This is a genomic window from Vibrio sp. MMG023, from assembly GCF_021654215.1.
GTDB classification, from domain to species: Bacteria; Pseudomonadota; Gammaproteobacteria; order Enterobacterales; family Vibrionaceae; genus Vibrio; species Vibrio jasicida.
In genome coordinates this window covers 557309-569159 of record NZ_JAKFZP010000002.1, presented here as the reverse complement: position 1 = coordinate 569159, position 11851 = coordinate 557309, and the positions used below count along the sequence as shown (strand labels likewise).

The window sequence follows — 11851 nt, the reverse complement described above, 5'->3', positions numbered from 1 at the left end:
CTAGTGCGACTCTTTTTATTTGTTTTGAAACTTCACGAGACTACTTGTTGAATTTGGCTTTCTCTTCCTTTTCAACTTGAGAAAGGCGTTTCAATTTCAACCCTAGCTCTTTACCTCTCGCTCGTGCAAATAAGATGTTACCCAAGAAGCCCAGTGAGGTGAGTAGTAACTCGACAACGGCAAGCCAGCGTTCACCATCATCGACGTATAAAATGGTCAAACCGTGTAAGAAGTACAGCATCAGCACAAAGTTTGCCCACGCGTGGGTGTATGGCTTACCCGCTAAAATTCCCGGTAATGGGAGCAGTAACGGAACACACCAAGCAATGGCTAATGTGGTACTGCTCAGGTGTGGGTGAGGTGATAAGGCCAGTTGCCAAATGGCGACCCAAGCCAGTAGCGCTAAATTGCCAAACAACGCCATATAACGATAGGTTTGAGTTTGCTTGCTGAGAGGTGGTTGGTCGATAGAGTCAGTCATCGATTTACTTATCCTTGAGCTTACTGACTGCCTTTCAGCTTTTGTGCTGTCGCTGCCAGTCGTTTTCCTAATTGCTGTGCGAGACGAATCTCTTCTGCCGTAAGACTTGGTTCTTGTCCTACACTGCTTGCGCCATATGGTGTGCCACCTGATTGGGTGGTGTGCAGTTCTGGCTCTGAATAGGGGATTCCCAACACCATCATGCCGTGATGCAGCAGTGGTGTCATCATGCTCTGTAACGTGGTTTCTTGGCCACCATGCATAGAAGATGATGAGGTAAACACACAAGCAGGTTTATCGATAAGGTCACCGTTTACCCACAAAGGTGTGGTTTGATCCCAAAAGTGTTTGAGTGGTGCGGCCATGTTGCCAAACCAAACTGGGCTGCCAAACGCAAGACCGTCGCACTTTTTCAACTCTTCTAGAGTAACAATTGGATCAGAAGGAGGCTGTGAGTGAGGTGACAATTCTTCAACTGTACGCAAAATCGCTTCACAATGAGGAGTCGACTCGACTCCCCTTGCTATCTGTCTTGCCAGCTGTTTTGTAGAGCCATGACGGCTGAAATACAAAATGAGAACCTGGCAATCCATTTATAGAATGTCCAATACTTGCTCTGGCGGGCGACCAATTTTTGCTTTGTCGTTTGCAACAACAACAGGGCGCTCAAAAAGCTTTGGATTTTTTTCCATTGCTTCGAACAGTTGCTCGTCTGTCACTGACGCTTCACCTAGAGCAAGCTCTTTGTAGATGTCTTCTTTTGTACGCATCATTTCGCGAACTGAAGAGAACCCAAGTTGAGTGTAAAGTACTTTGAGTTGCGCGACGTTAAGCGGTGTATCTAGGTACTTAACCACTTCGGGTGTCACACCATTTTGCTCTAGCAGTTCCAGTGTTTGACGGCTCTTTGAGCAACGAGGATTGTGATAAATCACGACTGACATGGTTTTCTCCATTTCGTTATTGTAATGCCATGAATCGATCTCTTTGGATCATTAACTGGTCGATACGAGCGTCGTATCGTGCTTGTTTCAAGCTGCCCAGATCTGCAATTTTACTTGCTTCAGAATAATATTGAATGGCTTTATTCCATCCAGCTCGCAGCGCTAAAATTTCCGCGCGAGCGGCAAGTTCTTCGTCATTGCGACCCAGTGCGTGGTTACCTTTTGATAGAAGGTGCCAACCATTAGTGTCTTCTGGGTTATCGTGCGTGTAACGTTGAAGAATACGTACGGCTTCTTCATTCTTATTCGCTTCTAACAAAGCGTTGGCATAGTTGATGGTCAGCACTTTGTTTTGTGGATTGCGCTTTAAGGCACGACTTAGCATATCTACGGCTTTTTGCGGCTGTTTCTGCTCGATGTACAGATCTGTCATGGCATCAAGATAAAATGGATTCGCTGGGTCTTGTTGAAGCAGTTTTTTCAACAACGGTTCAGCCTTATCGAGACGCTTATTATCTAAATGCACCAGCGCGCGACCGTAATCAAAAGACGGGACAATTTCTGGTGACGCTTTTTTCTGTGTTCGTTCAAACCACCCCATCGCTGCTTGTCCATCAATGCCTGCATAGCGGGCTACAATGCGAGCGCGTGTCAGGTGGTAATCGATAGATGGTTGAATTCGCAATGGTGGATACGCTCTAGCACGTGCTCGGCTGTCGGTAATACGGTCTTCTGGTAATGGGTGAGTCAAAAGCATTGGGGGGGGCTTACTTGCGTAACGGTATTCGTCCGCAAGACGACCAAAAAAGCGAGGCATTGCTTGAGCTTCAAACCCAGCTTTTGCCAAGGTCGCAATACCAAAACGGTCGGCTTCTTTCTCGTTTGAGCGAGTGTAGTTGATTTGGCTCTGCATATTACCAGCTGTTGCCGCCGTCACTGCTGCCATCCCCGCTTCTGGAGAGGCAATAGCAAGCAACAGCGCACCAGCTAGTGCCGCCATCGTAGCTGGCGAGCGACGAGCTTGTTCTTCCATGCTTCGCGCAAGGTGACGCTGTGTAACGTGGGCAATTTCGTGCGCCACAACAGAGGCAAGCTCACTTTCAGTACGAGCGTGCAAAAATAGACCCGAGTGCAGGGCAACGTAACCACCAAAGAAGGCGAATGCGTTGATGTTGCGGTCACGGATCATAAAGAAGTGGAACGGAGTTTTTACGTCATTCGCATTGGCGACCAAGCGGTGTCCAAGTGTGTCAATGTATTCATTGATGACGGGATCGCTAACAATAGGGCTGCTGGCTCTGAGCATACGCATGTAGGCGTCACCGTAAATCAACTCCTGATCTATCGTCAGAGTGCCTCCAGCTGCCGTACCAATATCAGGGAGATCAAGGCTATTGGCGTAAATAGGTGTTGGTGTACTCAATGCAGCAGCAAGGCATAAACAAACTAGCGAGCGAGTGCGTTTTAACATACGGTTTAAAGATTCTCCAAAATACCGAGTCTGTGCTTGAGAGATGAATTCCTTTCAACGTCAGCACAGGCTTTATGGTCATCCGTGTCGGATGAATATGCTAGCTATAAGACCGAAAATAAACGAATTGGTTTCGTCAATTGTCATACACATAACTTCAAATTGTTAATTTAGAAGTCTTTGTCGTCTACGCTTAAATCACTAGCACCAGCTCAAAAAGCCGTTACAATACAACCCTATCATAGTTGCAGAGCAATACAATGGAATCCATGTTACTTGATTTGCGTGATCAACGCTGCCCTATGGCACTGTTACTTGCTAAGCGTCACGCAGCTGAAGTGTTTCAAGGAGAAACATCGCAGTTTCAACAGCTTGTTATTCAAGTTGTAGACAAGAGCTCTAAACAAGACATTGTGAAGTATTTGCAAAATCAAGGCTATACAGTGGATTGCGAATCCACGTCAGAACACTTCATTTTGACAGTCTTCAATAAGGAATCATCATAAGATGCTTGAGATGGTAAGTCGTTGGTATAAGCGACGCTTTTCAGACCCACACGCCGTGAGCCTCGTAGCGATCTTGCTGTTCGGCTTTATCACCATTTATTTCTTCGGGCATTTGATTGCACCGTTGTTAGTTGCCATCGTTCTCGCATATTTACTCGAGTGGCCAGTGACGCAAATGTGTCGCTTGGGGATTCCACGTACTTTTTCTGTCATTACGGTGATTTTGATTTTCATTGGCTTGATGCTGATTGCGGTGTTTGGTTTAGTGCCAACCATCTGGACTCAGGTCGGCAACCTAATCAACGACATTCCGAACATGTATGCTGGTCTGCAAAAGTTCATTGCTACTTTACCACAGCGTTATCCAGAACTGGCGAACTTACAAATCGTGGAAACCTTGGTAACCAATGCGAAAAACCAAGCAATAGGCTTAGGGGAAAGCGTGGTGAAAGGTTCGTTGGCGTCACTCGTCAGTTTGGCTACGTTAGCGGTTTATCTGATTCTTGTTCCTCTGTTGGTGTTCTTTCTACTGAAAGACAAAGAAGAAATGCTACGCATGGCAAGCGGTATTCTGCCTAAAAACCGTAAGTTGGCGAACAAAGTTTGGCATGAGATGAACGAGCAGATCTCGAATTATATTCGCGGTAAAGTGCTTGAAATTCTTATCGTTGGTGGCGTGAGCTACGTAACCTTCGCGATTCTTGATTTACGTTACTCAGCGCTGCTTGCGGTTGCCGTGGGCTTATCCGTTCTGATCCCCTACATCGGCGCGGCAGCGGTGACAGTACCTGTGGCGATTGTTGGTTTGTTCCAATGGGGCTTATCGCCTCAGTTTTACTGGTTACTTGTTGCTTACGGTATTATTCAAGCACTAGATGGCAACGTATTAGTGCCAGTATTGTTTTCAGAGGCAGTCAACCTTCACCCAGTGGCTATCATTGTCGCAGTATTGGTGTTTGGTGGATTGTGGGGCTTCTGGGGCGTATTCTTTGCTATTCCATTGGCGACGTTGGTGAAAGCAGTATGGAACGCGCTGCCAAGCTCGGAAGAAGCCGAACCGATACAAGAATAGAAACTGATTTCAATAAAAAGCCCAGCGATTGCTGGGCTTTTTGGTATTTGGATGAAAGCTAAGCTTACGCGTTTTCCTTCAAGTAGTTCACAACCACTTCGTGGTGATCTTTGGTTTTGAACTTGTTGAACACGTGCTCAATCACGCCTTCTTCGTTGATTAGGAAGCTGATGCGGTGAAGGCCATCGTACACTTTACCCATGAACTTCTTCTCGCCCCAAACGCCAAATTGGTCTGCAACTGCATGATCTTCGTCTGAAAGTAGCGTGAAGTTTAGCTCATCACGCTCGATGAATTTACCAAGGCGTTTTACTGGATCGATACTTACGCCTAAAACGACAACGTTGTGTTCATCTAGCGCTGCTTTTACATCACGCAGACCTTTTGCCTGGGTCGTACAACCCGGCGTCATCGCCTTAGGGTAGAAGTAAAACAGAACTTTTTTACCTTTAAAATCACCTAAAGAAACGGTGTTGCCATCTTGGTCGAGCAAAGAGAAGGCTGGCGCTGGCGAGCCTGCTGTCAGCGTATTCATTATTATTTCCTTTACTTATAGTGTGTTTTTAATGAAATTCAGAGAACCTTGTACGTTGAGCGTATGACAAAGTTCATCGAATTCTTCTTGCAGTTGCATCAGGTTACAGTCCGCACTCACTGATGCAGTGATTGCGATGTGGAATTGATCCGCATCGAGCTGAATTTTTGATTTACTGATGGTTTGCGCACTAAGAGAATGTAGGCCAATCTGTTTATCAGCGAAGAACTGAGTGAATTTTTCCGTAAGACCGATGCGGTCCTCAGATTCAATAAACACTTCCATGGTGTAGCTGTTGTCGAGCAACTCGTGCGCCGACGTTCGCTTCATGATGGTAATAAGGTCATGTTCTTGCCCAAGCAGTGGCAATTGTGTCTCAACACGGGTGACATTACTGGCATTCCCAGTAAGTAGCATAATGAGGGTAAATTCATTACCAAAGATAGCGATACGGCTATCGACAATGTTACAGCCAGCAAGAGTGACGAGCCTAACCACTTGGTTACATATGCCCGGACGATCCGTTCCAACCGCTGTAAGTACCAGATGTTGCTTCATAAATGAGCTTCTTGTCCTTTCTTTCAATAGAGAGATGTTAGCACAGATACAACAGAGAAATGTCGAGTCAGTTCTTTTTTTAAACTCATGGAAACGCTTTGTTGATTATGTGAACACTTTGGTTGTTGAGCACTCTATTAATTCACTCAGTGCTGACTTGAGCTTAAAGGTGAAAGAGTATATTCCGCGGCTAATTTAAGATGGCAAGCTGAGTTGGGTAATGGCTTGCCACAAGACAATACGATTATCAGAATGGCTGGAATTGAGAACAAAATTCACAATTTAGTTGCGAGACCTCTAACAACTGGTAATTATTCATTCATTTGTACTTTGTAAGCGAGTTTACGCTCTTGTGTTTGTCAATCGCATTACAGTACCATGCAGAAAGAGTAAATTGAGGGAGATAAACATGTTTTCAGGAAGTATCGTAGCGCTGATTACACCATTTAAGCCAGATGGTGAAGTAGACTTTGATGGTCTGCAAAAGCTTGTTGAGTACCATGTAGAAGCAGGTACTGACGGTATTGTGGCAGTAGGCACGACAGGTGAGTCTGCGACTCTGACCATTGAAGAGCATGTAAAGGTCGTTAATAAAATCGTTGAGTTTGCGGACGGTCGTATCCCAGTGATTGCTGGTACGGGCGCAAATGCAACCCACGAAGCAGTTACGTTTAGCAAATTATTAGCGGATTCTGGTATCTCTGGTTACCTGAGTGTGACGCCTTACTACAACAAACCAACACAAGAAGGTTTGTTCCAACATTACAAAGCTATTGCTGAAGCGAGTGATGTACCTCTAATTTTGTACAATGTACCAGGTCGTACTGCAGTAGATTTATTGCCTGAGACCGTGGCACGTTTGTCAAAGCTTGATAATATCGTGGCATTAAAAGACGCAACCGGTGATTTAAGCCGAATTGCACTTCACCGTGAACTTTGTGGCGAAGATTTTATCTTACTAAGTGGTGATGATGCGACTGGCCTAGAATTTGTTAAACTTGGCGGTCACGGTGTTATCTCGGTAACGAACAATATTGCGGCTAAAGACATGGCTGACATGTTCCATTTGGCAAGTGAAGATAAGTACGAAGAAGCAGAAGTTATCAACCAACGTTTGATGACACTGCACAAAAATCTGTTCGTTGAATCAAGCCCAATCCCAGTAAAATGGGCAGCACATAAGCTTGGTTTGATTGAAGAAGGTGGTTTACGTCTTCCTCTTGTCGAGCTTTCTGAAAAATCTCAGCCAGTTGTGGAACAAGCGTTAACAGACGCCCGCATTTATTAAGATTGAGTGACTAGGATTGAAGTTCATGCTGGGGGCAAGTACGCCCTCAGTGTTTTAGGAGTATAAATGAAGCTTTCAAGCCAGTTAGTGTTAAGCTCACTAGCTGTATTCGTATTGACTGCCTGTTCAGGCGGTGCCAACCAACGTCGTCAAGCAAAAGACGACTTCGAGTATTTGAACACCCCATCTCTGGAAGAGTGGAGTGTACCCGCAGGTGCTGTTCCTCAGTTTTACCCTAACTACCGCATTCCTCAAGGAAACTACAGCGGTGGTATTGGTAAAAACGTGGATATTCGCCCACCTCAACAAGTACTGGAACTGATTCCTGGCGCTCGTCTTGATCGTAGCAGCGACGGTGAAGTGACACTATGGCTGCTTCGCAAGGATGAATTGGATAAAGTTTGGCGAACGGTTCAAGAGATGGTTTCTGAGAACAAGATTCCTGTAGAAAGCCAAACTGACAACCGCATTGAAACCGGTTGGGTCACTTGGAACTCACCAGACGAAGAGATGGAAATCGGTAGCCGATACGAAATCACTCGTGGTGAGATGAATGGTCGTCATGGCTTTAAGGTTAGCTTGATTGACTGGCGCGAAGGCAACCAAGTCAAAGAAGTGACACGTACTAACCGTGAGCGTTACAACGTGTTTATGACTAACTTGGTAACGGCGCGTTATGATCAACACGTTCGTGAAGAAGCACAGCGTAAGGCGCAAGAGCTTGTGAAGCACATCCCTATCACAATGGGTAAAGATCGCAGTGGCCTGCCAGTGATCATCGCTCGTGCTCAGTACAATGTGGTTTGGAATCGTCTCCCTGATACACTACCGAAGATGGGCTTCAAGATTGAAGAACGCAGCCAATCTCAAGGTACGGTGACCGCGAAGTACGCATCTCCAGATGATGAATTCTGGAATGACATCGGCGTGAAGCCAGTTGACCTCGCCCCAGGTAAGTACACTTTCCTATTGGGTGATTTAGGCAACCGTACTTCAATCAACATTACTGACTCTTCTGGTAAGCCAGTAGAAGAAGAATTCTTGAAATCACTAGCGCCGGTATTAGCCGCGGTTGTGAAAGACTAGCTACAATTGTCTTCAAGACAGATAAACGAAAGGGATCTCAGTGGTCCCTTTTTTGATCTTCTGAATACGATGCCTTGGTCTAATGTTCAGTCTACGATTTTGAGTGAAAGAGCACCCTTAAATTAACGAGGTTCGTCTTTCTTCTTTTGGCCTTTATCGTCATAGCGTTCTTTGTCTAGCTCATTCAGTTTGTCTAAATCGTTCTTACGACCTTTATCCATCTGACCAAACTTCATCTTAGCAGTGTACTTAAGCGCAGCAATATTACCGACAACGATGCTGAGCACTATGATGATAATGACCCAAGGGTTGGTTAGCAGTTCTATCATAGAGCCTCCGGCGGCGTGATATTTTGAATGAATCGTTCTACGACGTTATCCAAATTATTCAGTATGACTTCAATCCCTGCAATGCTATCGAGCTGATTTTGCTGCGTCAGCTGAGTTTTTAGCAGCGCAGGCGTTAGGTGCGCGAGGCACTGTTGTCCTACTGCTTTATGGCTAATGTGCCAAGGTTCGATAGCGATACCACCTAAGTCTTGTTGATAAGGAAAGAAAAAGCCAAATGAGCCAAGGTTAGCGGCTAACCATTGATAGAATGCACGCTGGTGACCATCAAGGTATTCCCAAGGCTCTAATTGAAGCATTGTGTCTTGTGGCAATAAGTTGCGAGCATAAACGTCAAAGTCACAGCCCCAGTGATGACGACTGCCACCGGGCAGAGCTGACCAACGCAGAATCGCCATGAGCTTTTCTTCGTCACCTAACTCTGCTTTGCTAAGAGGCTGGGAATTCGAGTCAAGAATTGGCAATTCACCAGAAAACTTACCGTTCCAAATGGCTTTTTGGCGATGAAAATCACGAAAGCCGCTGGCAATTTCCATCTTAAAGCCGGCTTCGGTTGCCGCTTCAATCATCTTAAGCAAATCGTCAGCCACTTCAGGATGAAGCATAAAAGCCTTTTGCCCTACTAAGGTAGATTGCAGATGCGAATCGGTGATTCCGGTAAGTTGCTCTGGTGTCATGGTGTTCTCGTTAAATACGTTGTTGTGCGTTCTTATGCGGCTTATTTTGCTAACAGGTGCTTCAATGTATTTTCGTACATGTCAGTCAGCTTCTCTAAGTCGTCAACTTTCACGCACTCGTTCACTTTATGAATCGTCGCATTAACAGGACCGAGTTCAACCACCTGACCACCCATGCGGGCGATAAAGCGACCATCAGATGTACCGCCTGTTGTTAGCAAGGCTGGTTTTGTGTTGTTAACTTCATCCACTGCTGCAACTACGGCATCCAGTAGCGCACCAGTATCTGTTAAGAACGGGTCGCCGTTGAAGGTCCATTTTAAGTCGTAATCCAATTCATGTTTGTCTAACGTTTTTGTTACGCGTTGAACGATGATGTCGTTGCTTAGCTCGGTACTAAAGCGCAGGTTGAACTGAACATTAAACTCGCCAGGAATGACGTTAGACGCGCCAGTACCTGCTGAAACGTTCGGGATCTGGAAACTGGTTGGAGGGAAGTAGTCGTTGCCTTGGTCCCATTCGGTTGTCGCGAGTTCGTGAATCGCCATTAGAGACTGGTGAACGGGATTGTTTGCTAGGTGAGGGTAGGCGACATGACCTTGTGTCCCGTTTACCGTTAGGTCACCAGTGATCGATCCACGACGACCATTTTTCACCACATCGCCAACGACTTCTGTACTTGAAGGTTCGCCTACGATACACATATCGATGTTCTCACCGCGTGCCATTAGGGTTTCAACCACGCGAACGGTGCCGTTAATGAATGGGCCTTCTTCGTCAGAAGTGATCAAAAAGCCAATAGAGCCTTTATGGCTTGGGTTTTCTGCGATAAAACGTTCTACCGCTACCACCATGCAAGCCAATGAGCCTTTCATATCTGCCGCGCCGCGACCATGTAAGTAACCATCGATAATGGTTGGTTCAAATGGGTGGGTGTCCCATTGCTCTAGCTTGCCCGCAGGCACCACATCGGTGTGACCGGCAAAAGCAAACAGTGGCGCTTCTGTACCACGTCGAGCCCAGAAGTTTGTGGTGTCTTCAAACACCATCACTTCGATTTCAAAACCTAGTGCTTTTAGGCGTTCGATCATTACATCCTGACAGCCTGCATCTTCAGGCGTTACGGACTGGCGGCTGATCAGGTCTTTAGCAAGTGCCAGTACTGGACTGTCTGTCATCCTTGAGTATTCCTTACATTAAGAGTTAAAAATGGTCGCGTATTGGTCTGCTTTGAAACCGATATGAAGTTGATCTTGCACTTTCAAGATTGGACGCTTAATCATTGCTGGGTTTTCCACCAATAGAGCAATCGCGTTCTCTGCGTTTAGTGAATCTTTCTGTTCTTGAGTCAGTTGGCGGAAAGTCGTGCCGCGTTTGTTGAGGACTTGTTCCCATCCCAAGGCGTTACAAAATTCAGTAACCATTGCAGCGTCGATACCTTGTTTACGGTAGTCGTGAAAATCAAATGCTACGTTTTCTGCTTCTAGCCACTTTTTGGCTTTTTTAATTGTGTCGCAGTTTGGGATGCCGAACATGGTGATCGTCATATTAATTCCTTTTCTTTTTGTTTTTTACTCATCGGTTTGCGTTATGAATGGCCGATGTAGCGTTGTTTTTGGCTGTTTAAGCATCCTATCAAGAAGCAACCAAACTGACAAAATGATGCAGACAATATTTCGCGTAACTTTGCTCTGTTTCGTTTGAGTTAGTAGCTCAATCCACCACCAAATGGCATCCAGATTGATAAAAAACTCGGCTAAATAGCACGGAAAAGTCGAGTTATTGATCAAACGCAACATCTCTCTGGGCAAAAAAGAAATAATGAATCAGCACAATTTTAGGAGGTGTCAATGGAATTGAGTCCTGTTTTTGCAAGGCGGCTATATTTGGCCTTGTTGGTGGAAAACCTAGAAAGGCCAAATGTACCAAAATTGATCGAAAGAACGGGGTGGCCTCGTCGTACTATTCAAGATGTACTCAAGGCATTACCGGGGATCGGCATCGAGCTTATCTTCGTTCAAGATGGCCGACGTCATAATGACGGCTATTACCAACTTTCAGATTGGGGGCCTTTTGATGTTCAATGGGTTCTTGAGCGGGAAGGAGATATCGCTAGCAGTCTTGGATTTCGTGCATAAGCCAGCAATAGCTGGCTTTTTTTACATTCGAAATAGACCTACTGGCAGCGGTAGGCAACACCTAGCACGCTAAATGAAGTGACAAAGTCTTGAGGGGAGATCATAAACACCGTGTCCGCGCCTATGGCAGATGCCTTGTTTTTCAGGTCATGCATTGCGCCCTGCATCATTGCGTCATTAGTGTAGAACAAGTAACTATACCAGTGCCCCTCACTGCCTGTTACTTCACCTAGGTATTCACAATGTTGTGGGTTAAATTGGCTATCAATGCGAATTTGTACACTGTCACTTGGTATAGAGGACAAAGTCGAAGGCGTTGAGCATCCCATCAAAGCCAGTGCGATGCTTCCAGTCATCACATAACGAAACATGTTATCTCCCCATTACGATATAGGCGGCAAAACCAATCCAACTAAGAACAAGTAACGCCCACGGCAAGATGGTTGGTTTGGTTGCTGGCTCTTGAACCGTTCCCATTTCTTGCTCAGCAGTATCTTCATGTTGGCGCTGCTTTTCTCTTTGCTGTTTTTTCTTCGCTTTATCGGCTTGTCGATTGCGTTCTTTCTGTTGCTTCTTGTACTGAGCAATGCCTTTTTCGATGCCTTGAGCGACCAATCTGGTTTGCTCTTTGGTTTGGCCTGGCTTCTGTGTAGCTTTCGCAATTTTCATCGCTTCAGTTTGGGTTTCTTGGGAAGGAACGGGTGCTGTTGTGTTTTTCTTTTTCATATTTTTTCGACGTCGCTGTAAA

At 45.6% G+C, this 11851-nt stretch carries 17 protein-coding genes; 5 read left to right on the top strand and 12 right to left on the bottom strand.

The window, feature by feature from the left end:
- Nucleotides 1-40: 40 nt before the first annotated feature.
- From L1076_RS07760 to L1076_RS07745, 4 genes are read right to left on the bottom strand one after another with little or no spacing between them, the layout of a single operon-like run.
- Nucleotides 41-481: a DUF2069 domain-containing protein gene (locus L1076_RS07760; RefSeq protein WP_038864756.1), complete on the bottom strand. Its 441-nt coding sequence runs from the start codon at nt 479-481 to the stop codon at nt 41-43.
- Nucleotides 482-501: 20 nt separating this feature from the next.
- Nucleotides 502-1074 carry an NAD(P)H:quinone oxidoreductase gene (gene wrbA, locus L1076_RS07755; protein WP_038864757.1) on the bottom strand — a complete coding sequence of 191 codons (573 nt, stop codon included), beginning with the start codon at nt 1072-1074 and terminating at the stop codon, nt 502-504.
- The gene (gene arsC / locus L1076_RS07750) at nt 1075-1425 is read right to left on the bottom strand and encodes an arsenate reductase (glutaredoxin) (RefSeq protein ID WP_237303468.1); all 351 of its coding nucleotides are present in this window, start codon (nt 1423-1425) and stop codon (nt 1075-1077) included.
- A gap of 16 nt (nt 1426-1441) precedes the next feature.
- Complete coding sequence (locus L1076_RS07745; RefSeq protein ID WP_038864759.1) at nt 1442-2896, bottom strand: M48 family metallopeptidase; 1455 nt, start codon at nt 2894-2896, stop codon at nt 1442-1444.
- Between the two features lie 269 nt (nt 2897-3165).
- Between L1076_RS07745 and L1076_RS07740 the strand changes: the two genes are divergently transcribed.
- Both L1076_RS07740 and L1076_RS07735 read left to right on the top strand, forming a co-directional pair.
- Entirely contained in the window at nt 3166-3402 is a 237-nt protein-coding gene (locus tag L1076_RS07740; protein WP_038864760.1) for a sulfurtransferase TusA family protein, read from the top strand.
- Nucleotide 3403: 1 nt separating this feature from the next.
- Nucleotides 3404-4474, top strand: coding sequence for an AI-2E family transporter (locus tag L1076_RS07735; protein ID WP_038864761.1), 1071 nt, complete (start codon nt 3404-3406; stop codon nt 4472-4474).
- Between the two features lie 64 nt (nt 4475-4538).
- On the opposite strand, the gene bcp is transcribed toward L1076_RS07735, so the two are convergent.
- The gene (bcp, locus tag L1076_RS07730) at nt 4539-5009 is read right to left on the bottom strand and encodes a thioredoxin-dependent thiol peroxidase (RefSeq protein WP_038864763.1); all 471 of its coding nucleotides are present in this window, start codon (nt 5007-5009) and stop codon (nt 4539-4541) included.
- A 15-nt stretch (nt 5010-5024) separates the two neighbouring features.
- A complete protein-coding gene (locus L1076_RS07725; protein ID WP_038864765.1) occupies nt 5025-5567 on the bottom strand; it encodes a glycine cleavage system protein R in 543 nt (180 codons plus the stop codon).
- Between the two features lie 409 nt (nt 5568-5976).
- On the opposite strand from L1076_RS07725, the gene dapA reads away from it, so the two are divergent.
- Both dapA and bamC read left to right on the top strand, forming a co-directional pair.
- Nucleotides 5977-6855, top strand: coding sequence for a 4-hydroxy-tetrahydrodipicolinate synthase (gene dapA, locus L1076_RS07720; protein WP_038864767.1), 879 nt, complete (start codon nt 5977-5979; stop codon nt 6853-6855).
- 66 nt (nt 6856-6921) lie between these two features.
- A complete protein-coding gene (gene bamC, locus L1076_RS07715) occupies nt 6922-7941 on the top strand; it encodes an outer membrane protein assembly factor BamC (protein WP_038879198.1) in 1020 nt (339 codons plus the stop codon).
- Nucleotides 7942-8063: 122 nt separating this feature from the next.
- On the opposite strand, the gene L1076_RS07710 is transcribed toward bamC, so the two are convergent.
- Genes L1076_RS07710 through L1076_RS07695 form a run of 4 tightly spaced genes read right to left on the bottom strand, consistent with a single transcriptional unit; the run spans nt 8064 to nt 10512 of the window.
- On the bottom strand, nt 8064-8270 hold the full coding sequence (locus L1076_RS07710) for a DUF2897 family protein (protein ID WP_038864771.1): 207 nt from the start codon (nt 8268-8270) through the stop codon (nt 8064-8066).
- Nucleotides 8267-8965, bottom strand: coding sequence for a M15 family metallopeptidase (locus L1076_RS07705; protein ID WP_039976993.1), 699 nt, complete (start codon nt 8963-8965; stop codon nt 8267-8269). Before L1076_RS07705 ends, L1076_RS07710 begins: the two co-directional genes overlap by 4 nt.
- A 41-nt stretch (nt 8966-9006) precedes the next feature.
- Nucleotides 9007-10143 carry a succinyl-diaminopimelate desuccinylase gene (gene dapE, locus L1076_RS07700; protein WP_045405847.1) on the bottom strand — a complete coding sequence of 379 codons (1137 nt, stop codon included), beginning with the start codon at nt 10141-10143 and terminating at the stop codon, nt 9007-9009.
- 18 nt (nt 10144-10161) lie between these two features.
- Entirely contained in the window at nt 10162-10512 is a 351-nt protein-coding gene (locus tag L1076_RS07695; protein ID WP_038879202.1) for an ArsC family reductase, read from the bottom strand.
- 303 nt (nt 10513-10815) lie between these two features.
- Between L1076_RS07695 and L1076_RS07690 the strand changes: the two genes are divergently transcribed.
- Nucleotides 10816-11103 (top strand): helix-turn-helix domain-containing protein, encoded by a 288-nt coding sequence (locus L1076_RS07690; protein ID WP_038864778.1) that lies wholly within the window; start codon nt 10816-10818, stop codon nt 11101-11103.
- A 38-nt stretch (nt 11104-11141) separates the two neighbouring features.
- Here L1076_RS07690 and L1076_RS07685 read toward each other — a convergent pair whose 3' ends face one another.
- Nucleotides 11142-11474 carry a DUF4156 domain-containing protein gene (locus tag L1076_RS07685; RefSeq protein WP_038864781.1) on the bottom strand — a complete coding sequence of 111 codons (333 nt, stop codon included), beginning with the start codon at nt 11472-11474 and terminating at the stop codon, nt 11142-11144.
- A 1-nt stretch (nt 11475) separates the two neighbouring features.
- Nucleotides 11476-11829 (bottom strand): DUF2956 domain-containing protein, encoded by a 354-nt coding sequence (locus L1076_RS07680; protein WP_045421118.1) that lies wholly within the window; start codon nt 11827-11829, stop codon nt 11476-11478.
- Nucleotides 11830-11851 lie beyond the last annotated feature (22 nt).

Bases quoted from the DNA above. Each gene is read 5' to 3' on its own strand.
- L1076_RS07760 (WP_038864756.1), bottom strand. From the start codon at position 481: ATGACTGACTCTATCGACCAACCACCTCTCAGCAAGCAAACTCAAACC.
- wrbA (WP_038864757.1), bottom strand. From the start codon at position 1,074: ATGGATTGCCAGGTTCTCATTTTGTATTTCAGCCGTCATGGCTCTACA.
- arsC (WP_237303468.1), bottom strand. From the start codon at position 1,425: ATGTCAGTCGTGATTTATCACAATCCTCGTTGCTCAAAGAGCCGTCAA.
- L1076_RS07745 (WP_038864759.1), bottom strand. From the start codon at position 2,896: ATGTTAAAACGCACTCGCTCGCTAGTTTGTTTATGCCTTGCTGCTGCA.
- L1076_RS07740 (WP_038864760.1), top strand. From the start codon at position 3,166: ATGTTACTTGATTTGCGTGATCAACGCTGCCCTATGGCACTGTTACTT.
- L1076_RS07735 (WP_038864761.1), top strand. From the start codon at position 3,404: ATGCTTGAGATGGTAAGTCGTTGGTATAAGCGACGCTTTTCAGACCCA.
- bcp (WP_038864763.1), bottom strand. From the start codon at position 5,009: ATGAATACGCTGACAGCAGGCTCGCCAGCGCCAGCCTTCTCTTTGCTC.
- L1076_RS07725 (WP_038864765.1), bottom strand. From the start codon at position 5,567: ATGAAGCAACATCTGGTACTTACAGCGGTTGGAACGGATCGTCCGGGC.
- dapA (WP_038864767.1), top strand. From the start codon at position 5,977: ATGTTTTCAGGAAGTATCGTAGCGCTGATTACACCATTTAAGCCAGAT.
- bamC (WP_038879198.1), top strand. From the start codon at position 6,922: ATGAAGCTTTCAAGCCAGTTAGTGTTAAGCTCACTAGCTGTATTCGTA.
- L1076_RS07710 (WP_038864771.1), bottom strand. From the start codon at position 8,270: ATGATAGAACTGCTAACCAACCCTTGGGTCATTATCATCATAGTGCTC.
- L1076_RS07705 (WP_039976993.1), bottom strand. From the start codon at position 8,965: ATGACACCAGAGCAACTTACCGGAATCACCGATTCGCATCTGCAATCT.
- dapE (WP_045405847.1), bottom strand. From the start codon at position 10,143: ATGACAGACAGTCCAGTACTGGCACTTGCTAAAGACCTGATCAGCCGC.
- L1076_RS07695 (WP_038879202.1), bottom strand. From the start codon at position 10,512: ATGACGATCACCATGTTCGGCATCCCAAACTGCGACACAATTAAAAAA.
- L1076_RS07690 (WP_038864778.1), top strand. From the start codon at position 10,816: ATGGAATTGAGTCCTGTTTTTGCAAGGCGGCTATATTTGGCCTTGTTG.
- L1076_RS07685 (WP_038864781.1), bottom strand. From the start codon at position 11,474: ATGTTTCGTTATGTGATGACTGGAAGCATCGCACTGGCTTTGATGGGA.
- L1076_RS07680 (WP_045421118.1), bottom strand. From the start codon at position 11,829: ATGAAAAAGAAAAACACAACAGCACCCGTTCCTTCCCAAGAAACCCAA.